27 protein-coding genes are annotated in these 25,613 nt (G+C 55.5%); 8 read left to right on the top strand and 19 right to left on the bottom strand.

Going from position 1 to position 25,613, the window contains the following annotated elements; all coding sequences use genetic code 11:
* The first annotated feature begins 40 nt into the window (after positions 1-40).
* On the top strand, positions 41-1,285 hold the full coding sequence (locus ACFQI7_RS31615; RefSeq protein ID WP_218101726.1) for an MFS transporter: 1,245 nt from the start codon (positions 41-43) through the stop codon (positions 1,283-1,285).
* Between the two features lie 196 nt (positions 1,286-1,481).
* Here the strand turns inward: ACFQI7_RS31615 and ACFQI7_RS31610 are convergent, their stop codons facing one another.
* Positions 1,482-6,074: a CBM96 family carbohydrate-binding protein gene (locus ACFQI7_RS31610; RefSeq protein WP_218101727.1), complete on the bottom strand. Its 4,593-nt coding sequence runs from the start codon at positions 6,072-6,074 to the stop codon at positions 1,482-1,484.
* A gap of 291 nt (positions 6,075-6,365) precedes the next feature.
* On the opposite strand from ACFQI7_RS31610, the gene ACFQI7_RS31605 reads away from it, so the two are divergent.
* Positions 6,366-6,494, top strand: a complete 129-nt coding sequence (locus ACFQI7_RS31605; RefSeq protein WP_268966851.1) for a hypothetical protein — start codon at positions 6,366-6,368, stop codon at positions 6,492-6,494.
* A 9-nt stretch (positions 6,495-6,503) separates the two neighbouring features.
* Here the strand turns inward: ACFQI7_RS31605 and ACFQI7_RS31600 are convergent, their stop codons facing one another.
* Both ACFQI7_RS31600 and ACFQI7_RS31595 read right to left on the bottom strand, forming a co-directional pair.
* Positions 6,504-7,988, bottom strand: coding sequence for a sensor histidine kinase (locus ACFQI7_RS31600; RefSeq protein WP_218101728.1), 1,485 nt, complete (start codon positions 7,986-7,988; stop codon positions 6,504-6,506).
* Positions 7,985-8,563 (bottom strand): winged helix-turn-helix domain-containing protein, encoded by a 579-nt coding sequence (locus ACFQI7_RS31595; protein ID WP_218101729.1) that lies wholly within the window; start codon positions 8,561-8,563, stop codon positions 7,985-7,987. Before ACFQI7_RS31595 ends, ACFQI7_RS31600 begins: the two co-directional genes overlap by 4 nt.
* A gap of 283 nt (positions 8,564-8,846) precedes the next feature.
* On the opposite strand from ACFQI7_RS31595, the gene ACFQI7_RS31590 reads away from it, so the two are divergent.
* On the top strand, positions 8,847-9,146 hold the full coding sequence (locus ACFQI7_RS31590; protein ID WP_218101730.1) for a hypothetical protein: 300 nt from the start codon (positions 8,847-8,849) through the stop codon (positions 9,144-9,146).
* Positions 9,147-9,242: 96 nt separating this feature from the next.
* Here ACFQI7_RS31590 and ACFQI7_RS31585 read toward each other — a convergent pair whose 3' ends face one another.
* Positions 9,243-9,449, bottom strand: coding sequence for a hypothetical protein (locus tag ACFQI7_RS31585; RefSeq protein ID WP_218101731.1), 207 nt, complete (start codon positions 9,447-9,449; stop codon positions 9,243-9,245).
* 129 nt (positions 9,450-9,578) lie between these two features.
* Complete coding sequence (locus ACFQI7_RS31580; protein WP_218101732.1) at positions 9,579-10,007, bottom strand: GNAT family N-acetyltransferase; 429 nt, start codon at positions 10,005-10,007, stop codon at positions 9,579-9,581.
* Positions 10,008-10,131: 124 nt separating this feature from the next.
* Between ACFQI7_RS31580 and ACFQI7_RS31575 the strand changes: the two genes are divergently transcribed.
* Positions 10,132-11,520 carry an aminotransferase-like domain-containing protein gene (locus ACFQI7_RS31575; RefSeq protein ID WP_218101733.1) on the top strand — a complete coding sequence of 463 codons (1,389 nt, stop codon included), beginning with the start codon at positions 10,132-10,134 and terminating at the stop codon, positions 11,518-11,520.
* Positions 11,521-11,636: 116 nt separating this feature from the next.
* Here the strand turns inward: ACFQI7_RS31575 and ACFQI7_RS31570 are convergent, their stop codons facing one another.
* The 4 genes from ACFQI7_RS31570 to ACFQI7_RS31555 all read right to left on the bottom strand — a co-directional run bounded on the left by ACFQI7_RS31570 (position 11,637) and on the right by ACFQI7_RS31555 (position 14,917).
* Positions 11,637-12,905, bottom strand: a complete 1,269-nt coding sequence (locus ACFQI7_RS31570; protein WP_329958271.1) for an NUDIX hydrolase N-terminal domain-containing protein — start codon at positions 12,903-12,905, stop codon at positions 11,637-11,639.
* Between the two features lie 84 nt (positions 12,906-12,989).
* Positions 12,990-13,658 carry an HD domain-containing protein gene (locus tag ACFQI7_RS31565; RefSeq protein WP_218101735.1) on the bottom strand — a complete coding sequence of 223 codons (669 nt, stop codon included), beginning with the start codon at positions 13,656-13,658 and terminating at the stop codon, positions 12,990-12,992.
* Between the two features lie 2 nt (positions 13,659-13,660).
* Positions 13,661-13,957: a hypothetical protein gene (locus ACFQI7_RS31560; RefSeq protein WP_218101736.1), complete on the bottom strand. Its 297-nt coding sequence runs from the start codon at positions 13,955-13,957 to the stop codon at positions 13,661-13,663.
* Between the two features lie 93 nt (positions 13,958-14,050).
* On the bottom strand, positions 14,051-14,917 hold the full coding sequence (locus tag ACFQI7_RS31555) for an alpha/beta fold hydrolase (RefSeq protein ID WP_218101737.1): 867 nt from the start codon (positions 14,915-14,917) through the stop codon (positions 14,051-14,053).
* Between the two features lie 379 nt (positions 14,918-15,296).
* On the opposite strand from ACFQI7_RS31555, the gene ACFQI7_RS31550 reads away from it, so the two are divergent.
* A complete protein-coding gene (locus ACFQI7_RS31550; protein ID WP_218101738.1) occupies positions 15,297-15,662 on the top strand; it encodes a hypothetical protein in 366 nt (121 codons plus the stop codon).
* Positions 15,663-15,732: 70 nt separating this feature from the next.
* Here ACFQI7_RS31550 and ACFQI7_RS31545 read toward each other — a convergent pair whose 3' ends face one another.
* Positions 15,733-16,095, bottom strand: coding sequence for a response regulator (locus tag ACFQI7_RS31545; protein WP_218101739.1), 363 nt, complete (start codon positions 16,093-16,095; stop codon positions 15,733-15,735).
* 268 nt (positions 16,096-16,363) lie between these two features.
* On the opposite strand from ACFQI7_RS31545, the gene ACFQI7_RS31540 reads away from it, so the two are divergent.
* Positions 16,364-16,456: a YjcZ family sporulation protein gene (locus tag ACFQI7_RS31540; RefSeq protein ID WP_218094092.1), complete on the top strand. Its 93-nt coding sequence runs from the start codon at positions 16,364-16,366 to the stop codon at positions 16,454-16,456.
* Positions 16,457-16,624: 168 nt separating this feature from the next.
* Here ACFQI7_RS31540 and ACFQI7_RS31535 read toward each other — a convergent pair whose 3' ends face one another.
* The 3 genes from ACFQI7_RS31535 to ACFQI7_RS31525 all read right to left on the bottom strand — a co-directional run bounded on the left by ACFQI7_RS31535 (position 16,625) and on the right by ACFQI7_RS31525 (position 17,790).
* Positions 16,625-17,257, bottom strand: a complete 633-nt coding sequence (locus tag ACFQI7_RS31535) for a stalk domain-containing protein (RefSeq protein WP_218101740.1) — start codon at positions 17,255-17,257, stop codon at positions 16,625-16,627.
* Positions 17,258-17,392: 135 nt separating this feature from the next.
* Positions 17,393-17,578 carry a hypothetical protein gene (locus tag ACFQI7_RS31530; RefSeq protein ID WP_377518186.1) on the bottom strand — a complete coding sequence of 62 codons (186 nt, stop codon included), beginning with the start codon at positions 17,576-17,578 and terminating at the stop codon, positions 17,393-17,395.
* Positions 17,575-17,790, bottom strand: a complete 216-nt coding sequence (locus tag ACFQI7_RS31525) for a hypothetical protein (RefSeq protein WP_218101741.1) — start codon at positions 17,788-17,790, stop codon at positions 17,575-17,577. The genes ACFQI7_RS31530 and ACFQI7_RS31525 overlap by 4 nt, the downstream gene beginning before the upstream one ends.
* 183 nt (positions 17,791-17,973) lie before the next feature.
* Between ACFQI7_RS31525 and ACFQI7_RS31520 the strand changes: the two genes are divergently transcribed.
* The gene (locus ACFQI7_RS31520) at positions 17,974-18,957 is read left to right on the top strand and encodes a glycerophosphodiester phosphodiesterase family protein (RefSeq protein ID WP_218101742.1); all 984 of its coding nucleotides are present in this window, start codon (positions 17,974-17,976) and stop codon (positions 18,955-18,957) included.
* A gap of 136 nt (positions 18,958-19,093) precedes the next feature.
* On the opposite strand, the gene ACFQI7_RS31515 is transcribed toward ACFQI7_RS31520, so the two are convergent.
* From ACFQI7_RS31515 to ACFQI7_RS31490, 6 genes are all read right to left on the bottom strand, one after another.
* Positions 19,094-19,828, bottom strand: coding sequence for a glycerophosphodiester phosphodiesterase (locus ACFQI7_RS31515; RefSeq protein WP_218101743.1), 735 nt, complete (start codon positions 19,826-19,828; stop codon positions 19,094-19,096).
* Between the two features lie 45 nt (positions 19,829-19,873).
* Positions 19,874-20,638 carry a DeoR/GlpR family DNA-binding transcription regulator gene (locus tag ACFQI7_RS31510; protein WP_218101744.1) on the bottom strand — a complete coding sequence of 255 codons (765 nt, stop codon included), beginning with the start codon at positions 20,636-20,638 and terminating at the stop codon, positions 19,874-19,876.
* Positions 20,639-20,884: 246 nt separating this feature from the next.
* On the bottom strand, positions 20,885-21,283 hold the full coding sequence (locus tag ACFQI7_RS31505; protein WP_218101745.1) for an ArsR/SmtB family transcription factor: 399 nt from the start codon (positions 21,281-21,283) through the stop codon (positions 20,885-20,887).
* Positions 21,270-21,695, bottom strand: coding sequence for an SRPBCC family protein (locus ACFQI7_RS31500; protein ID WP_218101746.1), 426 nt, complete (start codon positions 21,693-21,695; stop codon positions 21,270-21,272). Before ACFQI7_RS31500 ends, ACFQI7_RS31505 begins: the two co-directional genes overlap by 14 nt.
* A 234-nt stretch (positions 21,696-21,929) precedes the next feature.
* A complete protein-coding gene (locus ACFQI7_RS31495; protein WP_218101747.1) occupies positions 21,930-23,108 on the bottom strand; it encodes an MGDG synthase family glycosyltransferase in 1,179 nt (392 codons plus the stop codon).
* Positions 23,108-23,779 carry a phosphatase PAP2 family protein gene (locus ACFQI7_RS31490; protein ID WP_218101748.1) on the bottom strand — a complete coding sequence of 224 codons (672 nt, stop codon included), beginning with the start codon at positions 23,777-23,779 and terminating at the stop codon, positions 23,108-23,110. Before ACFQI7_RS31490 ends, ACFQI7_RS31495 begins: the two co-directional genes overlap by 1 nt.
* 535 nt (positions 23,780-24,314) lie before the next feature.
* Here ACFQI7_RS31490 and ACFQI7_RS31485 point away from each other — a divergent pair.
* The gene (locus tag ACFQI7_RS31485; RefSeq protein WP_218101749.1) at positions 24,315-25,223 is read left to right on the top strand and encodes an amidoligase family protein; all 909 of its coding nucleotides are present in this window, start codon (positions 24,315-24,317) and stop codon (positions 25,221-25,223) included.
* The last annotated feature ends 390 nt before the right edge of the window (positions 25,224-25,613 follow it).

Below are 25,613 nucleotides of genomic sequence, written 5' to 3'. Positions count from 1 at the left end.
ACAATGAGAAAAAAGAATCGTCAGGAAGGAGCTCCGACCCATGGACAACGACAATCGCCTTGCCGTCCGCATGATCGCATGGGTTACCGCCGTCTGCCTGCTCGGCGATTCCATGCTGTATATTGTGCTGCCCGTCTACTGGGCATCTTTCGGTCTGGACGCGCTCTGGCAGGTCGGGATCCTGCTGTCGATCAACCGCTTCGTCCGGCTGCCGCTCAATCCGTTTGTCGGCTGGCTGTACGGTCGGCTGCCGAAACGGACCGGTTTCCTGCTCGCCGTCGTGCTCGCTTGCTTGACGACGTTCGCCTTCGCCGCAGGCACCGGCTTCTGGGTGCTGCTCGCCGCCCGGGCGCTGTGGGGCGCCGCGTGGTCCATGCTGCGCATCGGCGGCTACTTGGCCGTGCTGGAAGCTTCCGGCGGCGGGCAACGCGGCAGGCTGCTCGGCAGCTACAACGGCATCATCGGCGTAGGGAGCCTCATCGGCATGCTGGCCGGCGGCCTGCTCGCCGATCTCATCGGCGTGCGCTTCGTTGCGCTGCTGCTCGGCACCGTGACGCTGGCCGGCCTGCCGCTGGCGTGGCGCTATGTGCCTGCCACCACCGCTGCGCCGGTGAATCAAACGGCCTCCGGATCGCTCCGAAGCGCGCTGAACGCGCAAGCGATGCTGACGCTCGCATCGGGCTTCATGGTTGGCGTCGTCTTCTACGGCTTGCTGATCGCCAGCCTAAGCCCGCTGATCGCGGCACACCTGCCCGGCGGCCAGCCGCTGCCCATATGGGGCTTTGCGCTCGGCGCCGCCTCGGTGGCGGGCCTCGTGCAGGCGCTGCGCTGGGCATGGTCGCCGTTCTTATCGCCCTTGATCGGGCGATGGTCCGACGGCCCCCGCGGCCGCCTGCCGATCTACCTCGCCGCGCTCGGCGTTGCCGCCTGCGGCATGGCGCTGCTCCCGCTGCCGCTGCCGTTCGCGCCGTGGCTGGCCGTCCTGCTGTGCGTGATGCTGGCGAATACCGCCATCAACACGCTGACGGACGCGCTTGCAGCCGACGCCGCAGCGGGCGGCTCCGCCGTAGCCTATATGACGACATACACGACCGTCGTCGACGTCGGCGCAGCGCTTGGCCCGGTGGCCGCATTTGCGCTGCTCGGCGCCTTCGGCCTCCCCGGGATCGGCGCTGCCGCCGCCGTGCTGACCGCGCTCATGGCCGGGGCATGGCTGCTGTGGCGGCGCAGCCCGGCCGGCCGGTCCGCATGCTCGCGTAAGGAAGCGGGCTTGGCAAACCAATAAGAAGGAGCACTTCAACCCGCGCAACAACAAAGCGGGATTGAAGTGCTCCTATTCTTTATCGTCCTACTTCTTTATCGTTCTGCGGACATGAGCGGTGCTGCCGATTCTAATCAATGCAGGCGGAACGCGCCTCTACAGCAGCAGCCCGATTGTCGCTGCGGCTCCCTCGTCGGGTTGGTTTTCCCGTCCGATAAGGCTACTTATGGAACTTGACAGCGCCGGTCAGCGGCTGCTCCGAATATTCCAGGACAGGGGATTCGCTCCCCTCCTTCCATACGATAAGGGACACCGACGGAGTTGCCTTTCCCTTCGCTTCAGGATCGTTCAGAGCCATGCGCAAAGTGTACTTGCCGCCGTCCGAGCCGGACGCCGTCCCCTGCACGATGGCACTTTGATCCGTAATGACCAGAAAACCGATCTTTTGCAGGTCTAGACGGAGTCCGGCCGGCTCGATGTGGAGCCTTACGCTTCCCGTCGGCCCAAGCCCGCTCGCGTATCCCAGGTTTGCTTCCAGATGAAGCTTGGCAATGCCTTTATCGCTGCCGTTGTTGTTCTCACTACCTCCGCCGTTGATGCTATAAACGCTGCCCGCAACCGTGCCGAGGCGGTCTACGGCAAACCAGCCTGCTGCCGTCACCGGACCTCGATTGGCGTAGTAGACGGCAAAGGTAACCGTTTCGGTCGCCGTATTGCCGGCAAAGTCGGACGCCTCCGCCCGCAGGGTGTGGACACCTGCTGCCGTGATCGGCGTTTCCGAGACGTACGGCTCGCCGTTCAGCGTGACGCTTAACGTTTTGACGCCGCTTTCCGCATCCTCCGCCGTAATCGCCGGGGAGACGCTGTCGGCGTAGCCTTGCCCGTACGTCACGCCGGTAACCGTAATCTTCGGGGCCTTAAGATCTTTGATCTTGATCGTCAGGTTCGGCTTGAACTGTGCGTTTTCTTTGGAATTGAAGTTGGTGGCAAGGCCCGGAGCCGAATCCTGCACGACGGCAAGACTCGCCGTCTTATCGCCTGCCAGCTGCGCACGGATGTACCCGGTAATGTCAAAGTCGCGCCAAGCAGGTGTGCTGTTAGCCTTTGCGGTTGCCAAAGCGTCCCCTACGGCAGGCCTGTTGTTCCACGTTACGGTCTTCTCTGTCCAGCCGTCGTTTTCCACCGTATGAACCGTCTGATCCGCCTCCGTCCCCCCGCTGTCAGCCACGTTGCCGTACAAGGACAAGACCGCGGATTCGACCTCGCCGGCGACGCCGCTAAGGTCAAACTGAAGAAACGTCTGCCGTTCAAAGCCCGGACTGCTCTTTTTCACCGTCAGTGTGCCGGATGTGCCGTAATTCGTGTCCGCGTACGTACCGTCCCGGACGAACGTATCGTGCGTCGGATAAAGCTTCCGGTTCAGCGGATCGATGACCGTAAACTGGGCGCTGCCAAACTTCAAATATCCCCCGAGCGTCACGGCAGCCGTCACCCGGGCCGTGCCCTCCGCTTTAGCCGTTACCACACCGTCGCTGCCGACGTCAACGATCGCCGGGTTGCTGGATTGATACTGTATATTCGCCCCCTGCAGGTCGGCCGGCGCCCCCGTCGTCATCGTACCCGAGAGTGAAAGCTTCGCCGTTTGCGTCACCTTCAAATCCGTCACATCGGTTGCAAGGGCAACGCTCTTCAGAGCGGGCGTTTTGTTTTGCTCCGGGGCGATCCGGTCGTATATGCGGGTTTCGACGATGCTGTTGAACTTGTTCTGCGAGTTGCCTCGTCCCACGATACGGACATACCGCGCTGTGCGGTCGAGGGTGGCATAATTCTCCAATTCGGCCGATATGCCGGAGCTTGTGCCGCTATACACTTGTGTCCAATTCGCTCCATCGGTTGAAATCTCGATATCAAAGGCAGACGTGCGCTCGTTCCCTTTATACCAGGCGACGGATACGCTGCGCACCGCTGTCGGCGCGCCAAGATCGTACGTGATCCACTGTCCGTCTCCTTCGGCTGACCATCGGGTAGCCAAATCGTCATCGATCGTATTTTCAGCCACGTTCCCGTCATCGGCGCTGGCCGTTACATCCAGGATCGGCAGCCCGGCTTCTCCTGCGCCGACTTTGCCGGGGAAATGAACGGCGTATCTGGAAGCCGCGCCGCCGGGAAGCTTCACGTCGATCCAAGCCGTGCCCGGCAATTTGGCCGCTTGCTGCACGGTCACTTCCGCGCCGGAACTTGCGGCAGCAGCGGTTACGACCGGCACGGTCGACGTTCCCGCCGGCAATGACGCATCATACGTGAACGTCTCGGCCGAGAAGCCCGCCAGCGGTGCGCCATTCACGGTGATGCCGCTCAGCAGAGGCGGCGCTGTGCCGTCGTTGTGCCAGTCAGACAACGGTACAACCGGGGGCAGCACGGACGGAGGCGCTTCCCCTTCGCGCAGCGGCACCATCAGCACCGATAAGCGCAGGTCCTGCACATTTTCGATATGGACGGCAAGCTTGCGAATGCCGTTGTTCGGGTTTTGCCCGCCCGGGTTCGGCGACGTCGGCAGCGGCTGCGCATCCATCGCGACAAACTTCGCTTGCGCCGGCGACAGGATGCGGGCCCACAGCCGCTTGCCGCCGCTTTTGAGCATCGCCCACTGACCGTTCGGATCGATCTGGTCGATCTGCGTCGAGGTGTGCATGAACCACCAGAACTCGGACGGCGCTTTGGCCTGCACTTCATCCTGCACCAGGAATTGGCGGCGATAATCGAGCATTCGAATGCCCCGCTCCGCCTTGATCGCTTGATCCGCATAGGCAGAGGTAAGATCAGCAACGGCGAGCGCCTCGCGCGGCGTCGATTCGACTCGTTTCAGATTGATCGTTGCATTTGGATTTTGATCCGGTCCCTCGCCGGGGTTGATGACCAGGGTGTTCTGCCCCTCGCTCCGCATCCGGTAGTACGTCCACCGCTGATTGCCGAAATACCCGGGCAAATTGTAGTCGTCGGAGCCAAGCTCCTGCGCCCACCGTACGCCCAGCGCATCGAAGACGAAGGTGCCGGCGTCGAGATTGTTATGGTTCTTTTCCTTGCTCGTGCCCTTAAAGCCCGCAAACAGAGCGTTCGGATCTTCCCAAGCGCTGCGGAACGTCGCCGCCTCTACGTTGCGGAAATATTTGTCGAGTCCTACCCCAGCCGCCCGCGGTCCGGGATAACTGTTCGGCACGTACCAGAGCAGATCGAGCGGCGAAGGATTTTTGTCGATCCGCTGCGTCTGCCACCAGCCGTACTCCGGTTTGTCAAAGTCGGTGCCGAACCAGTACAGCGAGGGCGCGTTGGGAATACCGGACCCCGCATCCGCAAAGTTAAACGTCTGATTCGCCGGACCCGACGTATAGATCGGAAAATCGCCGTTCAGCGGCAGACCGGGGCTCTGGGACAAGCCGAAGTCGGTGCCGAGCGCCGTCTTGAGCGCCTTGAAGTAAAGGCCGATATATTGGATGGAATAGCTCCAATAGCCCGGTCCCTCATACCATCCGCCGTCCGGCGCCCACTGGGGCAGCGCATTCGGCAGCGACGCAAACCCGCGCTGGAGCAAATCCTCCGCCGTCGCTTTCACTTCCGGCTCATCTCCGAAGGCCAAGGCCCCCATCCCGATGCCGCCGTTGACGACAAAGTTCCAGTTGTTGGTCGTCGTAACCCAAAAGTCCGGTTTGTTGTAGCCGGTCAAGGCCGGGCCGAAGCCTTTGGTCACCGTCGCATTGCGCAGAAACGTCTTGCGTTCCGTCGTCCAATAATCATAGAGCCAGTCATAGCCGATGGCGAAGGCATGGGTCATTTCCGCCGTATCGAGAAAATGGCTCGGGTTCCAATCCTTGAAATTGCCCGCCGCCTCCAGCTCCGTCCATGCCCGCTCGGCGTACTTGGCATCGCCGGTTAACCGGTAAATGAGAGCCAGGTTGTGGATGCGCTCGATTACTTTGCGGCTGACCGACAACAGCCGCACGCCGTCCGGCAGCTCGTATTTGGAAGGAGGCTCCGTCAACATCTTGTTCGCCTTCGCCAGCAAAATGTCGTACCAGTTCTTCAGCCGGGCGTCGGAAGCAATGCGCCCCTTCAGCGCTTCAAAGTCCGATGCGGTCGCTAGCAGACGGGGATGCGACGGCGTAATGAGATCGGTTATCGCGATCGTCTTGGAGAGCCGAACGTCATCAAACCATACCGTGCCGGTGGCTCCCCATAGGAACAACTCGACCAATACTTTGACCGCACCAGACGGCACCGCCATCTTATGCGTGAGCTGCTGCCAGTCGGACGTCCCTTTACGCGCTGCGGTGAACATGTCCGTCCCGATCTTTTTGCCGTCGGCATCGGAGAACTGGTACCGGAGGACAACGCCTCTATCGTTTGAAACAATATTGTCCGTCTTGATCCATGCGCTAAGCTGATAGTTTTGATTTTGTTCCACGCGGACCGACTGCGTCATGCTGCCCCGGGACGTTTCCGCCGCCTGAATCTTCAGGGAGCGGCTCCCTTGCTTGACGGTCTGGCCGTCCGAAGCGAACTGCGGGCTGCCGCTGGCCACCCATTTGTTCCAGCTGGCGGGCAATTCGTTCGAAGCTTGTTCAAAGCCGCCATTGACAAGCACATTCGGCCCCTCCGGAGCCCCAGAGGAAGTATTCGCTGCCGCGACTACTGTTTCCGCATGAACAGGGGGTAAAGGGAATGCGGTCACAATAAGTGCCATAATGACAGTTGCGACGAAGCAGATTTTGAGAGACTTATACGGAACCGAGTTTACCATCTTTATTGCTGCGTACACGAATGAAATCACTCCTTATTCAACTGGAAATGGGGTTTCACATCGTCTGTCGCACCATCATGTATCCGCTTACAACAAACCGCCGGCTCAGCGCCGAAACAACAACATCGTTCCTTTCCATTTACACTTTTGTCTCGTTCCCAATCAAACGGGGCATCACCTCCGTTCCATTATAAACCATTTTTATTATAGCTGAGGAAAATGGGATTGAGAATAAAATGATATAATGATCCATGAGACTTTTTAAAAAGTTTTCGCAGCGGGGTCATGACCGAAAGGAGCAAACGAAGCATGCAGCAGTTCGAAGCGGTATTGCACCGGCCTGAAGGGACCGGTACGTGGACCTATTTCAACATCCGTTCCTGCAAGCACAGAACCATAAAACGGCTCATTCTTTTGCAAGCAACTGCGAAAGAATGAGCCGTTTCGTTATACGGAGCCTTGCTCCATGCCCGCTCGGGGGGGTCCCCCCGCCGGAAGCGTCACAATAAATGCGCTGCCTTGTCCCGGGGAGCTGTGAACCCGGATCGAGCCTCCGTGCGCCTCCACGATCGACTTCGTGATGGATAATCCGAGTCCGGCGCCGCCGTATTTGCGTGTACGCGACGATTCGCTGCGGTAGAAGCGTTCAAACAGATGGGGAAGATGCTCCGGTCCAATCCCCGGACCGTTATCGCGGACGGCCAGCTCCAGACCGTCCGGTATCGGCTCCGTTGAAATCCGTATATCCCCTTTGTCCGGATCGGTATGCTGTACGGCGTTATGGAACAAATTCAGGACGACCTGCTTCATTTTATCCGCATCGTACAAGCATCGCGCTTCTTCCGTCAAACGGATATCGACATGGCGTTTCCCGGCAAGCAGCCGAAACTGCGGTTCCATCTCCCGGAGTACGCGGTTCAAGTCGCCGTCCGCGAGCTCCATGACGGGAGCCCTGTCCAGCTTCGCCAGCAGCAGCAGATCGTGAACCAGCTTGTTGATTCGCTCGGATTCTCCGTACATCGACAGGAGCGATTTGCGCAGCTGCTCCGGCTGATGCATGGCGCCGCGAAGCAGCACTTCGAGAAATCCATGGATGGACGTGAGCGGCGTCCGAAGCTCATGGGAAGCGTCGGCGACAAAGCGGCGCATTTGCTCTTTCGCTTCCTTCTCGGCCTCGAACGACGATTCCAATCTTTCGAGCATGCCGTTAAACGAAGCCGCGAGTCTGTCGATTTCCTGCTGGCCTTGATTTGACGGAATCCGTACCGCCAAGTTTCCGGCATCGATCCGACCGACGGTACGCACCATATTGGACAGCGGGATGAGCGTTCTTTTCAATACGGGCAAAAAGGCAAGTAAGCCTACGAGCAGCGCCAGCAAAGACAGCGCGATAAACGTCATCAGTTGTCTTGCGAGCATATCTTTGAGCGGGCCGGTGCTCGTGTTGACTTGAACGAGACTCGTCATGCGACCGCGCGAATCCACCGGCTGCAGCACGACCAGCTGCTCCTCCCCCATGCTGTTGCGAACGATCCGGAAATGGACTTCTTTCTCCCGCTCCATCGCCGCTTGGTATTCTTCCGGAGACAACTTGGGCGGTTCGCTCAAATCCTGTCCTGAAGAAACCACCTGAAGATCGCCATTCGCATCGATAAGCGAGAAAGACGCATCCGGCAAAAACAGCATCGGGCGTCTTCCCGGTCCGCCGGAATCACCTTCGGCCAACTGCTGCCACGCCTCGCGCGGGAAGGATAAAATCTGACTTTGCAAGCTTTGCGCTTTATTCTTATAAATGAACTTCTGCATCACCAAATATTGCGATATGCCGATCAGCATCAGCAAGGCTGCCAGTACTAGGAGTGAGCGGGACAAGAGCCGAAAGCGCATAGAATTCGGAAGGACCGAGCGCCGGAACCGATCCAGGGCTTTCATGGGATATCGAGCCGGTATCCGGCCCCGCGCAATGTACGGATGAGACGATGCTCCCGATCGTTCAGCTTTTCCCGCATGGGCCGGATGTACACTTCCACAATGTTTTCTTCTCCGCCGAAATCATAGCCCCACACTTTATCCAGAATCATCGCTTTGCTGAGCACAAGCCCTTGATTGAGGATGAGAAATTTCAGCAGCTCGTACTCGGTCGACGAGAGCTCGAGCACGCGGCTTTCGAAACGGATCTCTTTGCGCCGGTCATCGATCCGGAAATCTTCGACCACCACCTCGCCGAACAAATTGGGAAACTGGTTGCGGATTCGCGCCTGAATTTGCGCAAGCAGCTCCTCGAAGCTGAACGGCTTTATCATATAATCGTCCGCTCCGATCGTTAACCCTTTCACCCGGTCATCCACTTCATCTTTTGCCGTCAGCATGATCACGGACGCATTGTCCGTTTTTTTCAACGTTCGGCATACCTCGTAGCCCTCATTCGTAAGTCCGAGCTCAAGATACTGCAATATATTCGGTTCGTCATCGACGAGCAATATTTTGATTCCTTTCAATTGCCCCATATGCGGATCCTCCAGCTGATAGACCGTTATAAATGCCGGTCACTCTTATCCATTATGGCAGATGCAGCTGAAAATGCTCTGAACCCCGTCTGAAAACTAACTGAGAATTTGCCGCGGAGATAACCATACTTTGACCGATAAATGGAAGTAACATTCATTTATTCGTAACGAACGTTCAGGCCAAGTCGCATGCCCCTACCACCGGGGAATACGGCTGATCCTTTCCTCGAATTCAAGCGCTAATGTCTGTGCCTAGATATTTTCAGGAAACGTAAAGGGAGCCTTGTTCGCCATCAGCGCGATGAGTTCTGCATTTGCTGCGGAACCTTCTGCGTCCGTTTCGAATCAAGCGCCGGGAAAACATGCGGCCTCCCCCAAAAAAGGAGCTACATTGGAGCAGCTCGCCGCAGAGAAAGGCGTTACCATCGACGAGCTCAAAGCGCAAATGGAACAGGAGCGGCAAGCCAAGCTCGAACAGCTCGCTGCGGAGAAAGGCATTACCGTGGACGAAAAGAAAGCGCAATTGGATAAGAAACGTGGCAATCGTGATGACGCTAGTAAAACAACGTCGGCGAACCAATAAATTCAGATACTTAAAAGAGCAGTCTGTTCTTGATGACAGACTGCTCTTTGTTTACCGCGCGCACCGTTGATTCATGCCGATGATGCGCTTAAGGCGCTATCCTTGCTTCAGCAGCTCTTTGACTTTATTGATCGGGATACCCGTTTGCTCGTACAAATCCATGATCGACGCATTCGGATGCGCCTGCAAGAAGCTTTTGATTTGATGGGCAAGCTCAATGCGAGATTTCAGGCAATCCGTACAGAGCGATTGCATCATGCCGGTAAGCAGCTTTCCGCAGCCGCTGCAATTGAACAAGGTCATAAGTGACGGGCGCTCCTTTAGGCATAGACAAAATTCATTTAAAATACACTTTCTTACATTACTTCGGACATGCCCGTCTTTTTGTGGGGGGTAGACTGAAGCGACCCCGAAAAATTTTATTGCTCCCCTTTATCGCTTACCTTCTACCGGTACGAGCCTGCGCATCATTTCCCGGCGTTCGAAACCGAACTGCTCATACAAGCCGTGCGCATCGCGTGTGCCGAGAACCATTTGGATGCCCTTCAGCTTCGGATGCTCCACCAAGCATTGCACCAGCCATTTGCCGAGCCCCTGCCCGCGATGATCCGGATGAACGATAACATCGCATACCCACGCAAATGTCGCATAGTCGGTCACGACCCGCAAATATCCAGCCTGATACATATCCGCATCGTAAAGTCCCAAACATAAAGAGCCCTCTATGCTTCGGATAATCGTCTCCTTGGAACGGTTTCCCGCCCAATAGGTCGTCTGCAGCAAAGAATACACCGTATCCGTCTGCAGCAGCTCCTTCCTGTCGCTAATCCGGTAAGGCCACCGTTCATGTGTCCATTCCATCTGTACCCCTCCACTAAGTTATGATCGCGGTGATAATATGGAGTATACTGGACACAACGGTTCGTCTGTTTGTTATTTTCCGAATTCTGTACCCGTACAGAATTGCGAATCTGGAGGTTATCTGATGGAGCATAAATATAACCGGATCATGGACGCCTTCCGCAGCGACATTGAATCCGGCGTCATTCGCCCGGGGGAGAAGCTCCCTTCCATACGGGAACTGACGGCCCGTTTCGCGTGCAGCAAAAATACGGCCATTCGCGCCTACGAAGGTCTCGAGAAAGAACACCTCGTTTATTCCGTAGCCAAGAGCGGATATTACGCCGTCGTTCGGCCCGCTTCCAGCCGCGGCGCAGACGCGGGCAAAGGGATCGATTTCTCCTCGGCCGCTCCCGATCCCGCCGTCATGCCGTATGAAGATTTCCGGCACTGTATGAACCGCGCGATCGAGCTGTACAAGGATCGCTTGTTCACGTACTCGGACCCGCAAGGCTTCGGTTCTTTGCGCCAAGCGCTGCGGCGGCATTTGGCCGATGGGCAAGTGTTTGCCGGCCCGGAGCAAATTAGCGTCGTCTCCGGCTCGCAGCAAGCGCTCCACCTGCTGGCCGGCATGCCGTTTCCGAACGGGAAGCAGGTCGTGCTTGTGGAGCAGCCGACCTATCCCGGCATGCTCCGTTCGCTCGAACTGCTCGGCGTCACCGTTATCGGCATCGCCCGAACCGACCAAGGCATCGATCTGGAGGAGCTGGAACGGCATTTTCGCAGCAATCCGATCAAATTTTTTTACACGGTACCGCGTTTTCACAATCCGCTCGGAACGAGCTATTCCCAGACGGAGAAGGAGCGGATCGCCCAGCTCGCCGCAGCTTATGACGTTTACATCGTGGAGGATGATTATATCGCGGATCTCGAGACCGACCACCGGGCAGACCCGATCTATTCGTACAGCGACACCGGTCATGTCATATACGTAAAAAGCTTCTCGAAAGTGATGCTCCCGGGACTGCGGCTCGCGGTCGCGGTGCTGCCCAAAGCTTTAATCGAAACGTTCCGCTTGTTCAAAGCTTCCACCGACTCCAGCACGGCCGCGCTGTCGCAGGCGGCTCTTGAGCTGTATTTGAACTGCGGCATGTACGGCCGCCACGCGCTGAACATGCAGGCACGCTACCGTTCCCGAATGGAAGCGCTGAATTCCGCATGCAAGCGCCATTTGCCGGAAGAGGCTCGCATCCATGTCCCTAAGGCCGGCCTCTTCTCCCGGCTGCTATTGCCCGGATGCCTGCCGGCCTCCGATATCGGGGCACAGCTCAAACAGCAGGGCATCTTCACCGTACCGACGGACCGGTGCTATTTGCCTGCTTTCCCCAAAGACAACGGACTGCGCGTTAGCATCATCCGTACGAACGAAAGCCAGATCGAAGAAGGCATCGAGCGAATCGGCCGAGTCGTCCGCAAGCGTCTCCGGCATAAGCCGCCGCTGAAATGGGACCCGGTCATCGATTGGTTGGAGTAAGCGGAGGCGCGAAGGACTAGCAGCCCAATAAAAAGCCGCCCCGGTTCCGCCAAATGGCCGGAATCGGGACGGCTATCCTATCATGTCGAAATGATGGCAGGCACACGTTATCAGCATTAGTCCAAAATCACTTGCTTCTCCGGGTTTCGCAAAAACTCGAACATCGTCTTGACTTGCTGCACCGTATTGCGCTGCAATGACAGCGGCGGCAGCTCGTTTTCACCGAAAAAGCGGGCCTCGCTCGTTTCCACGCCGCCCGCAGCTTCGCCGCCGACAATCGCGCAATGAATAAATATTTTATAAATATGATACGGTTCCGGCGGGTGATCATGAAATTTTTTGTCCAGTACGGCCAGAAGCCGGACAGGCTCCACCCGGTATCCCGCTTCCTCGCTGATTTCCTTCACCGCGACTTCCGAAGGGGAATACCCGATATCGGCCCAGCCGCCGGGCAGCGCCCAAGCGCCGTCCGCCTTTTCCCTAACGAGCAAAATCCGGTTATCGTGAAATACAACCCCGCGCACGTCGACCTTCGGAGTCGCGTAGCCTTGCTCGCTTGCAAACGTCAATCGAATTCGCTCTGCGTCGACCTGCGTATAGTGCTGCATAATCTCTACGCTAAGTTCGCGAAGCGCTTCATACCTTTCCTTATCGTACACGTCTTTGACGTAAGCGAGCCCCGTCTGCGATATCGCCTGAATTTGCTTCGCCCACTCCAGCCAGCGAAATTTCGCACCGGACTCTTCACGCAACAGCGCGAGAAACGGATCGACGCCGGTAAAGATGTCATCCGGTCTAAGCTCGAACGCCATCGTTTGGCTAACCGACAGCCAATGCGCCCCGTACGTTCGCAGTCCGGCCGCTCGGCCGGCCGCTATATCCGCATTGCTGTCGCCGACAAATACCGCTTCCTCCCGTCTCACGCCAAGCACGGCGAGCGCCTTGTCGATTCCTTCCGGATCGGGCTTCGGCTTTCGTACATCGTCCCCGGTGACTACGACTTCGAAATAACGGTCTAGGTCCAGCGCTTCCGAAGAAATCCGGTAAGCCTGCCGGCTTTTTCCGGTAATGACGCCCATCTTGATGTGCAGCGATCGGATGGTGTCCAGCAGGGCCACAATATCCGGCGGCAAACATTCCCCGCCGCTATGGCCTTCCCGGTATAGGCGGTAATAATCGCGGATCGCCTCTGCCGCTCGTTCCTTGTTCCCCAAGTTACGAAGCAAAATTTCATCCTCGGTCGGGCCGAACATCGAAACAAGCTGCTCCGGTGTCACATCACGGTTATCGTATGCTTGAAAAACGGCTTGAAAAGCCCGAAAAGAGACCGGCAACGTATCGGCCAACGTCCCATCGAAATCGAACAACACTGCTCTGATCGTCACAGGTTGATTACTCCTCCGCCCCATATTTCCTTACATTCGCTCCTGCCTTTCCCCATGCAGTCCCGAACAAGGCAACGCTCCGCGCTACAGCCCGTGAGTGTCCTCCGCATCCCATTCCCGGTAAAACTGTTCGAGGAATCGCTCCATAAAGCGGTGCCGTTCCTCGGCAATCGCGCGGGCCGTATCCGTATTCATGCGCTGCTTCAGCTTCAGCAGCTTCTCATAAAAATGATTGATCGTCGTGTTCTCCTCGTTCCGGTATTGCTCCGCCGTCATATGCTCTCTCGGCGGAAGTTCCGGATTATGCATCGGCGATCCTTTCCAACCCCCGTAGGCGAATGTCCGGGCCACACCGATCGCGCCAATCGCATCCAGCCGGTCGGCATCCTGAACGATACGGCCTTCCAGCGTACGCATGGGCTCACCTTTCCCGCCCCCATACGACATCGTCGCAATGATTTCCATAATATGCAGGCCGCCTTCCGGGCTAACTCCTGCCTGCTCAAGCCACGACTTCACTTTCCTGAGCCCGGCTTCCTTGCTCGGATTCAGCTTCTCGTCCGCCACATCGTGCAGCAGTGCCGCCAGTTCGCATACAAACAGGTCGGCTTGTTCTCCGGCGGCAAGCCGCTTGGCCATCGCCGTGACCCGGACGATGTGCCACCAGTCGTGACCGCCGCTGTCCCGCTCCAGCTCTTGCCTTACGTATATTGCCGCTTGCTCGAGTATCGCCGTTTGGTTTGTTTCGCTCACGGTTAATCTCCTCCCCCGCCTCCGTCGCCGCCGCTGTCACTGCCTCCCCCGGAATCGGAATGGCCGTGTCCGTGACCATGGTGCCCGCTGTCTCCAGGATGATGGTTGTGATGATGGTTGTGATGGTTGTGATGATGGCGACGATCCGCGTCCATATCGGTCAAGCCGAACGAATGGGCGGAATCGGTTGCTCCTTGATCGTGTTTCCGCGGGCGACCCGGTTTTCGCATCGCCGCACGGATCGCCAGTGACGCGAGCAGCAGCAAAATAATGACGAAGGCGATAATTTCCGGACTCACAGGCATCCCTCCGATGTCTTTTGGATAATGATGGATCGCCTTGCTGCCCTTATTGTACTATGCGCGGGACTTTACAGGCAAAATAAAATAAACCTACGTTAATTCCGGCTGCTGCTCGTCTTCGTACGCCTCGGGCACAAGAAACGCATCGTATCGGCTTTCTTTCCGGTCGCGCGGCGCCATTCTCCAAGGATCTTGACGGTCGATCCAATCCCGGATATGACCGTTCATATCCTCGGCCGCCTTCGTCGGAATTTGATGGGCTACCTTTTTTACGGTGCGAAACGTGTCGTTGCGCAATTCGCGCTGCAGCAGCTTGCCGTGATGACGAAAAAGTTTGTCCTTCTCCCCGTACAGCAACAGGATCGGGCTTTCAATCTCATGAAGCCGGTTTGTACAATTATAAATCAAGCTGCATTGAAAATATTCATGCAGCCTTTTGATTTGCCCTTGCATCGCAGCGTTATAGAGCCGCTTGAACGTATCCATGCGATCCGCATTACCAAGAGCAATCGCCGCTGCGGTGAGCCGCTTCGCTCGAAACCGCGTCAAACGAACCGCTGCCCAAATTTCGCTTTTGACTCTGAATGTACCCACCTCGGACATCGCGCTGACGAGAATACCCCCGTAAAACCGTTCCGGGTACGCCAGCATCGCTTCCAACGCGACGGACCCTCCGGTCGAATATCCGCATAAATAAGCTTTCTTGATTTCGAGGTCGTCGAGCAGCGCTACGATATCTTCGGCCAGCAGCGAGTAGGTGATGCTGCGTCCCCCTGCCTCGCTTTGCCCGTGCCCGCGCAAGTCGGGAACGATGACTTGGAATCGGCCGGACAGCTCCGTAAGCTGCCGATGAAACACGTTGCCTGCAAGCAGCGGGGGATGAATGAACACGATCGGGACCCCCGCGCCTTTGATTCGATAATGAAGCGCAACTCCGTTAATTTTCGCAAATGGCATGCCGGCATACCGCCTTTCTTTCCGTTATCGTCACTGCCAACCCGTAGTTTTCCTCCGTTTTCCAGAAAAGATACATGCCGCCGCTCTCCGCGGTTCCGAAGCCCGTCCGGCTTTTCGTTTTGGTTCAAAGTTATTTTTGAAGAAACATTATTCATTTTGCTGCGTTAATAAAATAGAGCCAATACATGTACGAAAGGAGCACGGATTGCACCATGTCACCATCAACTGCCCTCTCATAACCCGGTATGGCTGCGAATCCTCTTGTAGCCGATCCCGATTTCCGCAAACATTCGATAGCCTAGCGGAATAGCAAATATTGGAGTAAAGAAGCTATATTATGGAAATACCAATAGCAATCGCATTCAGGGAGGACCCGACTATGAAAAAGAAGCTCATCATTCTTGCAGCGCTGGTTTTGCTAACCGCCGCCGGTTGCACCGACGCTTCCCAACCCGCGAAACCGCCAGCACCCCCTGCACCCGGAGCGAATAATTCCCAAGCGGCCGTTCCCGAACCGCCTGCCGGTGCCGCTCAAGAACCGGTCGTCACCAAGCAGCAAATCGACTCCGTGCCTATGGAATCGACTTTCGATGAGGTAGCCAAAAAAATCGGCCTCGGCAAGCTGGTCAAGAAAAATGAAAACCAGGTCGTTTATCAATATAAAGGCAAGAACGGCGGAACGGCGCAGCTCACCTTTTGGCAAGGCAAGCTCAACAGCGTAGGCTATAACGACTTCAAAGAATAAGCGCGCGGGCGAAACAACAAAAAAGCTCTGGAGAGACGAGTCCGACCCGCTCCCAGAGCTTTTTCTCTTTTTACAATCCGAGCACCTTGTTCACGGATTCGATAACCCGCTCCGGCTGAAACGGCTTCACGAGAAAATCTTTCGCACCCGCCGTAATCGCTTCGACCACCATTGCTTTTTGCCCCATCGCCGAACACATAATGATTTTCGCCTGCGGATCATTCGCACGAATTTCTTTCACCGCAGCGACGCCGTCCACCTCCGGCATCGTAATGTCCATCGTAACCAAGTCCGGGCGGTGCGCCATGTATGCCTGGACGGCCTCCGCCCCGTTTGTCGCTTCCGCGATAATCTCATGGCCTTCCTCCGACAGAATGGTCCGCAGCATCATGCGCATAAAAGCGGCGTCGTCAACAATCATCACTCTCGCCATTTTCCGGTCCCTCCCGTTGCTGTTCTATTGAATACCATTATGGCAGACCGGCTTTAGACGGATATTAGGTCAAAGATAATGATTTGTTAGTTTCCTTGATCGTTTCTTAACAAATGGATGCGTTTCGAGCGGCGCAATCCCATCTCCGCCCATTTTGCCCATCCAGGGGCTTGCGCCCACCCGTTAAACGATTGTCCCGCATATCGTAATCATGTGTTAAGGAGCAAACACCCCCCGCACAAAAAGACCAAAGGAGGAGGAATGAAACATGGGTGCAGTTGCCGGCGGTTTTACTTCGACAGGTGTCATCTTGGTTCTCTTCATCTTGCTTGTGATTGTAGGTCGTGCGTTAGTTCTTTAACGATACCAATTGACGGCATTTCCCCTTCGAGGTCATAGCGCGGCTATGGCCTTTTTCCTGTGTTCCGGTCCGCACGCTCCCGGCCAAACAAAAATCACCGCTTTCTCCCGGGAGAGGAGATCACGGTGATCCTTTTTTCATCGATGGCGGTTCTACGGCAGACAGCCTCTATTCGTACAGCGCACCGGCGGTCGATCCGTCCGGATACACGATGTGGGTATAAATTTGCCGGCTGCCGTCCGCAGCTTTCTTCACATACCAGAGGTCGTAGCGGTCGATTTGGCCGCCGGCCGTCCAATTGATAAACAGCTGCGCCTCCAAGTCTCCTTTTTTCAAACCGGCCGTATCGGAATTCAGCCCGCCGAATTGATAGCCGGTCTTGGCTCCGATATCGTAACGCCACACCTGCTGACGCGAGCTGTCGATCAGCGTCAGGAAGGAAGGGTCACCCAGCGCCTGCTTGACTTCTTTCTGGTTCATCCCCCGCTCGAGGCGGTACATGACGGCCCATACTTTCCGCTCGGCTTCGCTTGCGTCTTTAGGTTCCGTTACGACCGAGATCGTCCCCGAATCTTTGTCATAGGAGACGCCGGCCCCCAAATTTTCCGTCATGAAACGTACAGGCACGTACGTATGTCCTTCATAATTCAATACGGCAAAACGTGAACCGGTATCCCGGCTCTCGCCGTTAAATTGAAATTTAACCGGAAAGAGCATCGCTCTGATCTCATCCGCAGCAAAAATCGTCGTCGAAGCCGCAAGAACAGCCCCGCACAACAGTCCGAGAATAAACTTTTTCATCGTTTATCTTCTCCCTCACTCTTCATAGCAACCGAGTAGCTCTATTATACCGTGGAATGCACCCGATTTCCTAACAATCTTTTTCCATCAAAAAGAGAGAGGTCTGCGTTGGTGCCGCCGATTTTCGGACAAGCGCTATTGTCCGGCGAAGTCCCCGTCGGTGCGCGATCGTTTTATTCGAAAAAACAAGGTGTAAAACAAGCGTGAAAGCCATAGCGTAGCACAAAGGCTGATGCACGTATAATACCAGTGCCAATGGTGATATTGAATTAGATGCGTATATTTCTCTATGAAATGTTCGGGCAATGAAAGCCCGCTCACGACGATCCCATAACACGCCCCATTCCACAAACGAAATGCTGACGAACCAGGTTACGGATTGACTCGCCAAAAATACGACCGCCGCTTCCCTCCATCTGCGCAGCGGCACGAAAGCAATCAGCGCCGATATGCTGACGATCCAAGTCATAATCAATACGGTTCTTTCCATCAGCGATCATCTGCCCTTTTGCAATTTTGGTTGCAATTGCCATTGTTTGCCAGATAACCAGTTTTCATTCTTACGGCACGCTACGGACGAAAACCGAAACCGCAAGGAATTGCGAGAATGTACGCATCATATGATTATCATCTCCTCGTCATTGAATCCCGCCGGAAAGTAGACGAAAATAGGACTACTTCACGTCACTCACAATATTCGCCGCAGGAGGTGTATGATGAACAGGCTGAAAAAAATATTGAAAGGCAAGACGACTGCGCTATTCCTCGTATTGCTCGTATTCGCCTACTTGAATAACAGTTCGCACTTTGCCAAAGCGCGCAGCGGAGAACCGCTGCTGCTTGCACATCGCGGGCTGGCGCAAACGTTCGTGATGGAAGGCATCGCGAATGATACGTGCACAGCCGAGCGCATTTACGAGCCGGAGCATCCTTATTTGGAAAATACAATTCCGGCGATGGAAGCGGCCTTCGAGGCAGGGGCCGATATCGTCGAATTGGATATTAGGCCCACCAAAGACGGACAATTCGCCGTGTTTCACGATTGGACGCTCGATTGCCGGACGAATGCGAAAGGGGAGCCGAAACTCTACACGATGGCGGAATTGAAGCAATTCGATATCGGATACGGCTACACCGCCGATCGCGGGAAAACGTTCCCGTTCCGCGGCAAAGGGATCGGAGGGATGCCGTCGCTTGATGAAGTGCTGGCGCGATTTCCCGCGCAGTCGCTGCTGATACATATAAAAAGCAACGATCCGAAAGAAGGAGAACAGCTCGCTCAGGCGCTCGCGAAGCTGCCCGAGGACAGGCGAAACCGGCTGACGGTTTATGGCGGAGACGAACCGATTGCCTCCGTCAAAACGCACATGCCCGATATCCGCGTCATGTCCAAAGCTACGATGAAAAGCTGCTTGCTGCCTTACATCGCCGTAGGCTGGACGGGATACATCCCATCGGCATGCGAACGTACGCAGCTGCACATTCCCGAAAAAATCGGGCCTTGGCTGTGGGGATGGCCGGACCGTTTTCTAAACCGGATGGATGGAGCGGACACGCGTGTCATTGTAGTAGGCGGGGACGGCAGCGAGTTTTCATCCGGGTTTGATCGCGCCGAAGATCTCGCACGTCTGCCCACCCATTTCACCGGCGGCATTTGGACGAATCGGATTGATCGCATCGCACCGGTATATCATAAATGAAACAAACCTTAAGTGTGAGGTTCTATCCGGAAAAGCGAAAGGAACGAATCAGGAAGAGGCCGGACACGCACTCCGGCGATTTCCCCAATTCGTTCCTTTTTTGACGTCTATGCGCTTTAGCCGCAGCTCCGGTTGCTTATGAAATACGGCTGTGCTCTGCTTGCTTTCTTTTCTCCAAAAAGGACATCCACTTCTCCAAATCATTGGTCGTTACCAAGGCGTTCGGGTATTTCTCCACTACCAGGCTCATATCGGCCTCCGAATTGACCGGCCAGGCGATCAGCTCGTACCCGTGCTCCTCAATCATCCGGTAATATTCATCCGTCATGTAGCAAAGTTTCACCGCCAAATATCGCGCCCGGATTTCTTTCATAAACGGGAATACGCAAGGCATGCTGCCGATAAACGAGACGCCGAGTTCGACGTCCGGCGACAGCTTCCTCATCTTGATCAGCGAAAAATGATCGAGCGACATCAAATATACCTGATCCACCATACCGGTTGCGCGAAGAACCTCATACACCGCTTCTTCCATGCCTTTATAATAGTCGCCCGTCTGTTTCAAATCGATATTGACGATCATGTGGCCTTTCACCAGCCGCAACGCCTCTTCGAGCGTCGGAATCGTCTCCGTCTCGCCGATGCGAAATTGTTTTAACTGCTCGACCGTGTAATCTTTAATCAAACCTTTTCCGTTCGTCATCCGGTGGATTGCGGCGTCGTGCATAACGACAGGGACGCCGTCCTTGCTGATATGGACATCCAGCTCCAACTGGGAATATCCTAAGTCGCGCGCCGCTTGAAACGAAGTCAACGTATTTTCTGCGTATTTCGCCGGGTATCCTCTGTGTGCGATGCCTCGAATTTTCATTTGAATCATCCTCCCAAGTATCGGTTTTCCCACGTATGAAAAAAACTAGGCTGTGATGACATGGATGCCGTTATCCCTGAATTGTTTGAGGTAAGGCTCGGCTTCGACCGCTTCGGTTCCCGTTATGAACGTATGTATTTCATGAATCGGAGCGAGCGTATGAAGCGCAACCTTGCCGATCTTCGTATCGTCGGCCAGCACGATGATTTCCTGCGCGGCCCTGATCATCGCCTGCTTGGTCGGAACGAAAAGCGAATCTTGGTACGTCAAGCCGTATACCGGGTGAATCGCCCATGTCCCGATAAATGCTTTTTGCAAATGCAGCATGCCAAGCATTTTATCGGCATACATTCCGTTAAGCACAAAGCTTTCGTGATATAGCTCGCCGCCCGTTACAATGACTTTGATGTCGGGACTGCGCAGCTCGGCTGCAATATTGATATCGTTCGTCACGACAGTCAAGTTGGCACGGTTCATAATATGAGGGATCATCTGGACCGTCGTCGTCCCCGAATCGAGGATGATGCAGTCTCCGTCCTCTATCATTTCGGCCGCTCTTTTGGCAATGCGTTTTTTCTGTTCTACCTGATTGTTGGAACGTTCGGAGAACGGAGGCTCAATGCTTACGCCTTGCTCCACAATCACCCCCCCATGTGTTCGGCGCAGGAGACCTTCCTGTTCGATTTCTGCCAAATCTCTGCGGATCGTGACCTCATGAACCCCGAAATGCTTGGATAGTAGAGCAACACTGGCAGCCCGTTTCTCTTTTACAAATTCTACGATGCGCAATTTCCTCTCTGCTGCTAGCATGCGGAACGCCCTCCCGATCAAATATCAACGCTTGCTCGTTCACATATGTTCGAATATATGTCATACAACGATCTAATGATCATTTTTGTTCTATAATGTTTATATATGCACGATCATCTTACCTCCGATAATAGCAACCTGTCAATACCGATTTGTAAACGTTCCCACTACTACGAAGACAGCGGCATTACTTCCGGATGCAGCAAAAAAGAGAGGCAGATTGCCCCTCCCTGTCATTCGGTTGATTTATTCAGCCGGTTCCCGTTTCACAACGGTAAGCGGCGCTTCGACTTGACTGTCGTCGTTCCCATCGGCTTGCTCGACATAACGCTGAAGCGCAGCCAACTTATTGTCCCAAAACCGGTCGTAAAAGGCGAGCCATCGCTTCAGCTCGAGCAGCGGCTCCGGTTCCAGACGGTAGCGCGTCTCCCGCCCGACCTTCCTTTCCTTCACCAGCCCCGCATCCGCCAATACGCGCAAATGCTTGGAGACGGCCGTGCGGCTCATCGGAAAATGCCCGCTGATAACCGTAACCGGCATCTCCTGGTCGACCAACAGCCCCAGCAGTTGGCGGCGCGTCGGATCGGCGACCGCTTGAAAGACGTCATGCTTTGGCGAGGAAGCCGTCGATTCAAGCTTCGACATACGCACTGAGCTTTTGTACCAGGCCGCTCCATCCTTGATCCATTCGTTCGCGAACGACGGTGTGAGATTCTCCGAACTCGGTAGCCATGTCGGCCGTCCAGCCGCCATGAATCAGCGTAAATTCCGTTTTTCCTTCCAGCTCGGCCAGCTCAAATGTCAACGTCCAGTCCCTTCCCCACTCGAAAGACATGCGGTTCGGAGGATCGAGCTGCGTTACTTTGCAGGGGGAATTGCCGAACGGCCCTGCATTAAGGTGAAATTCATAGCCGAGCTCAGGTTGAAAATCATTCGGCATGAACCAGGCGGCAATGCCTTCCGAAGTGGCGACGGCATTCCATACTTTCTGAATCGATGCGTTCAAAACGAGTGTCTTGCGAATATCCGGGAGTGTCGGTTGATTATTGTTCGACATAAAGTTGCCTCCATTAGCGCTTATTTGTGAAACCATTTGGTTTCGCTTTTTACATTATACGAAACCAAATGGTTTCATGTCAACCGTTTTAAGCCGACATTTGTCTCTGTCGGCATCGTATCGGCGGCCATTGTGAGCTGGAGGAGGCCATTGCCTTGCGCGCTCGCAGCGGCGTAATGGCGCTGCGCTCTTGCACGATTCAAGGCGCTTTTTGGTGCCGAGGCTTGCCGCAGCTTACGCATTTGCCGCCACCGCGGGCACCCTCCACATCATATCGCCGCAAGCTTTCGCTTCCAGAATGGCCGTCAACGCCTGCGCCGCGCCTTCTTTGCAGCGGGCGGATTTTGCATTTTGCTTCATCCGAAATAACACGGAACGGTTTTCAATGATGTCCTGCAGCTGCATGGTCAGTTCGGCGGCGCTATGCGCCTCCACCGCCGCTCCGATCCGAATCAAGTAGCGCGCATTATCCTGCTCCTGCCCGGGAATCGGCTTGTAGAGCAGCATCGGCAGCTCAAGCGCCAACGCTTCGGATACGGTAAGCCCGCCCGGCTTCGTTACGATCAGATCGGACAAAGCCATCAGCTCGTGCACATAGTCGACAAATCCGGTGATCATCACCCGGTGCGGCATGTCGGCCGTGCTCAGCTCTTCTTCGAGACGCTGCCGCAGCTTATCGTTCCGGCCGCAGACGATAATGAACTGCACCGGACAAGGAAACCGGATCTCGCGAAGGATCGAGGCGAATTGTTTGCCGATCAGTCCGTGCCCCCCTCCCATGACGAGCACAGTCGGCATCAGGCGATTCAAGCCGAACTTCTCGCGAAGCGCCGCCCGATCATAGGATTGGGTAAAGGGGAGCCGGATCGGAATGCCGGTCACTACGATGCGATCCCCGGAAACCCGGTGCCGAAGCAGCGCCTGCTTGACGTGCTCGGCCCCCACGATATACCGGTCGGTGAGCGGGTGAATCCAGTAGCTGTGATCCGTAAAATCCGTGATCACCGTTGCCGTCGTCACATCCGCCAAGCCCTTCATCTTCAAGTAAGACATCGCCGCGGCGGCGCCGGGGAACGTGCTTACGACTTCCGTCGGCTGAACCTCCTTCAGCAGTTCGACCATGCGATCCGCGCTGAACGTTCGCATCCGTTTGAACCAGCCCGAGAGCGTATTATCGTCGCGCGTCTTGCGGTACAAGAACCCGTAGACCGAAGGCAGACTTTTCACCCATTGCATGAAACAATATTTGCCGACAACATGCATGTACGGGTGGGTCCATTCCAAGAAGTCGACTACCTTCACTTCCATTTCAGGGCGATGATGCCGAGCCGCTTCCACTATCGCTTGCGCGGCCTTATTATGCCCGTCGCCGAGCGCCCCGGTGAGAATCAGCAATTTCCCTTTCGTCTGCATTATTTTAGGCTCCTTTCCAATGTTCCATACGGAGCGCCGGAAACCAGCGGTTTGCCGGGCCATACGGCTTGAACTCGTTTCACGGCATAGATGACGCCTTCCGCAACCAAGACGGCTCCCACAATATCGAATAAAACGTGCTGTTTCATAAACTGGGTTGAGGCGATAATGAGCAAAGACATTATGGTTACGGATGTAACGTAGAGCCGCGGAATATTCGCTGCCTGCAAATACGTTCTCATCATGAGGTACGAAGTAAGTACGTGCGTGCTCGGAAAGCAGTTATAGGGCTGATCCGAACGGTATACAAACTGAACGAGCTGCAGCAGCGGGTCATCCCCGCCCAGCACCGGACGCGCAACGTACGTCTGGTACACCGCATAAACTCCGTAGCACACAAGCAATCCGACATTGAATTGAATGACCGTGCTGTAATACGCTTCGCGATTTTTATAGGCCAAGTACAGGAAAGCGGCGAAAAGAAACAAGTACCAGCCGAGGTAAGGCAGCACAAACCATTTGATAAAAGGAATTTGCCGATCGAAGTCGGTGACCAGACTATATGTCTTCTCTCCTGCACGGTTAAGTTGCGTGTAAATGAGCCCCAACACGGGAATCGATAAAAGCAAACATAAAGATAACAAGTACGATTTCAAAGACGTTACTTTCATTGGATCTTCCTCCTGCCAGTGAAGATTTCCGCGCTGCCGTCTGTTGCCTAAAGCGACCCGGTTTCTCTGTTAATTCCATCATAGAGGAGATCGAAAATGATCGACACGCACTTTGGTAGTAAATTGGATTAGACAATAGTCCGAACGTTACCTAGACCTAAGGCTAAGTAAAGGGATACACGCCGTATCTAAATTGCGCCCGGAATGTACATTTACCACTAAGAGAGGCCAACCTATCATCCTTGAACCGTTACTCGTGCGATGATGCGTACGGCGAATGAGCATGATCATGCCGAAAATGAACGGGCTACAGCTGAACCGTGGCTCTCCGCGGTACCGGCCTCCCCCTGCGATCAAACCCGTCATCTCATTGTCATAACGGAAATTATTGGGTATAATGGCCGCAACAGATGCGCTAAGCGTGAGGAGGAAAAAGCCTTGACTCCAGAAAAAATCCCCCGCTAAGCCCGGGGTCCGCCCCCTCTTTTCGTTGGTTTGGCAAAAAATCAATGAAAAGAGAAGGTGGGAACAAACGATGTGGCCAAGCGAAGTGAAATGGAATGAGTTGCAATTTGGGGTGGAAATCGAGTTCGTCGGCGGTGCGCCGGAAGAAGTGGAGTTGCTGCCGGGCTGGATCATGGCGCTGGATGAGCAGCAAACGGATGAAGCCGGCCGGGAATCGGGCAGCGAGCTGAAGCCGCCTCCGATTCGCTGGGAACAGCGGGAGCAAATACGGGAAATGCTGAACCGGCTGAAAGCGCAAAACACACAGGCCAATTGGAGCTGCGGACTGCATGTGCATGTCGGCCTGGAGAAGTGGGACGAGGCGATCGTCAAGCCGCTGCTCGAAGCTTCGCTGCTGTATCAGGATGCGCTGCGATCGATATTGCAGACGAGCGAGCATCGCCTCATCTTCTGCCCTCCAGTTACGCAGGAGATGCTGGAGCGATTCGAAGCGAGCCCCGGTCCGCATGCGCTTCGCCATCGCGGTCGGCCCCAATCCCACCGCTGCGGCATTAACGCAGCTTCCTGGTTCGATTGGGGTACGGTGGAAATCCGCTATGCGAACGGCTCTCTGGATTACGAAGAAGTGATCCGCACCATCGAGCTATGCCTGCGCTTCGTCGCCGCCGTAGGCGCCGGACGAAAGCTGCCCTCCGAGCCGAGCGAGCTGGCTTCCGCGCTTGGCGCACCCGCCGGTGGCTATCCGCCCCCAGCGCCTGCTCCGCAATGGCACAAGGAACGAATGTGGCTGGAGGACGCGCTCATTCCGGCGATCGCCCCTCAAGTCGAGCGGCTTTTGCCGGACAGTGAAATTCTTCATATATTACCGGTTGAGGGCGGGATATTGGTTGCAGCGGAAAAGCCGGACGGGACGCTTAGCAAATTTATTTTTCGGCCGTCCGTATCCGGCTGGGCTCATGTCCGAAGCATACAGGACTAACGGCGCCAAAGCATCGAATGGATGCAGCCGGCGAGTATCTTCGTCGATCGGAACCGGCCCGGAGGACCTGTCCAAACATGAGCGATGGACAAAAGTCGACAATATTGTTCAAAACCTTTTACCGTAGCAAAGCGTCAGAAAAGAGGCCTCGGCGTACCGATAAGGTACGTCCGAGGCCTCTTTGGTTCGTGTTCCATTCGAGTGCGGAACAACCGCAAAAACTTGCAACCGAGCCGAAACGACCGTTCACATCGTCGTTCCAAAGCAGCGCAGCCGGCAGACGAGATTCAGCGACCGCTTCGCTGTACGAACGTGCGCCCGGGTATTCGCGGCAGCAGCGTGTTTGGCACGCTGCGTATTGCCGCGCTTGCTACAGGGTCCACCGGTTCC

The organism is Paenibacillus allorhizosphaerae, assembly GCF_042659105.1.
Lineage (GTDB): Bacteria > Bacillota > Bacilli > Paenibacillales > NBRC-103111 > Paenibacillus_G > Paenibacillus_G allorhizosphaerae.
This window is presented reverse-complemented; position numbering and strand designations above follow the sequence as displayed.

What these genes read in the sequence shown, in the direction of transcription:
- ACFQI7_RS31575 (WP_218101733.1), top strand. Translation starts at nt 10,132, where the DNA reads ATGGAGCATAAATATAACCGGATCATGGACGCCTTCCGCAGCGACATT.
- ACFQI7_RS31500 (WP_218101746.1), bottom strand. Translation starts at nt 21,695, where the DNA reads ATGTCGAACAATAATCAACCGACACTCCCGGATATTCGCAAGACACTC.
- ACFQI7_RS31605 (WP_268966851.1), top strand. Translation starts at nt 6,366, where the DNA reads ATGCAGCAGTTCGAAGCGGTATTGCACCGGCCTGAAGGGACCGGTACG.
- ACFQI7_RS31540 (WP_218094092.1), top strand. Translation starts at nt 16,364, where the DNA reads ATGGGTGCAGTTGCCGGCGGTTTTACTTCGACAGGTGTCATCTTGGTT.
- ACFQI7_RS31535 (WP_218101740.1), bottom strand. Translation starts at nt 17,257, where the DNA reads ATGAAAAAGTTTATTCTCGGACTGTTGTGCGGGGCTGTTCTTGCGGCT.
- ACFQI7_RS31505 (WP_218101745.1), bottom strand. Translation starts at nt 21,283, where the DNA reads ATGTCGAAGCTTGAATCGACGGCTTCCTCGCCAAAGCATGACGTCTTT.
- ACFQI7_RS31545 (WP_218101739.1), bottom strand. Translation starts at nt 16,095, where the DNA reads ATGGCGAGAGTGATGATTGTTGACGACGCCGCTTTTATGCGCATGATG.
- ACFQI7_RS31515 (WP_218101743.1), bottom strand. Translation starts at nt 19,828, where the DNA reads ATGAAAATTCGAGGCATCGCACACAGAGGATACCCGGCGAAATACGCA.
- ACFQI7_RS31585 (WP_218101731.1), bottom strand. Translation starts at nt 9,449, where the DNA reads ATGACCTTGTTCAATTGCAGCGGCTGCGGAAAGCTGCTTACCGGCATG.
- ACFQI7_RS31520 (WP_218101742.1), top strand. Translation starts at nt 17,974, where the DNA reads ATGAACAGGCTGAAAAAAATATTGAAAGGCAAGACGACTGCGCTATTC.
- ACFQI7_RS31550 (WP_218101738.1), top strand. Translation starts at nt 15,297, where the DNA reads ATGAAAAAGAAGCTCATCATTCTTGCAGCGCTGGTTTTGCTAACCGCC.
- ACFQI7_RS31600 (WP_218101728.1), bottom strand. Translation starts at nt 7,988, where the DNA reads ATGAAAGCCCTGGATCGGTTCCGGCGCTCGGTCCTTCCGAATTCTATG.
- ACFQI7_RS31615 (WP_218101726.1), top strand. Translation starts at nt 41, where the DNA reads ATGGACAACGACAATCGCCTTGCCGTCCGCATGATCGCATGGGTTACC.
- ACFQI7_RS31485 (WP_218101749.1), top strand. Translation starts at nt 24,315, where the DNA reads ATGTGGCCAAGCGAAGTGAAATGGAATGAGTTGCAATTTGGGGTGGAA.
- ACFQI7_RS31555 (WP_218101737.1), bottom strand. Translation starts at nt 14,917, where the DNA reads ATGCCATTTGCGAAAATTAACGGAGTTGCGCTTCATTATCGAATCAAA.
- ACFQI7_RS31595 (WP_218101729.1), bottom strand. Translation starts at nt 8,563, where the DNA reads ATGGGGCAATTGAAAGGAATCAAAATATTGCTCGTCGATGACGAACCG.
- ACFQI7_RS31495 (WP_218101747.1), bottom strand. Translation starts at nt 23,108, where the DNA reads ATGCAGACGAAAGGGAAATTGCTGATTCTCACCGGGGCGCTCGGCGAC.
- ACFQI7_RS31525 (WP_218101741.1), bottom strand. Translation starts at nt 17,790, where the DNA reads ATGGCAATTGCAACCAAAATTGCAAAAGGGCAGATGATCGCTGATGGA.
- ACFQI7_RS31490 (WP_218101748.1), bottom strand. Translation starts at nt 23,779, where the DNA reads ATGAAAGTAACGTCTTTGAAATCGTACTTGTTATCTTTATGTTTGCTT.
- ACFQI7_RS31510 (WP_218101744.1), bottom strand. Translation starts at nt 20,638, where the DNA reads ATGCTAGCAGCAGAGAGGAAATTGCGCATCGTAGAATTTGTAAAAGAG.
- ACFQI7_RS31580 (WP_218101732.1), bottom strand. Translation starts at nt 10,007, where the DNA reads ATGGAATGGACACATGAACGGTGGCCTTACCGGATTAGCGACAGGAAG.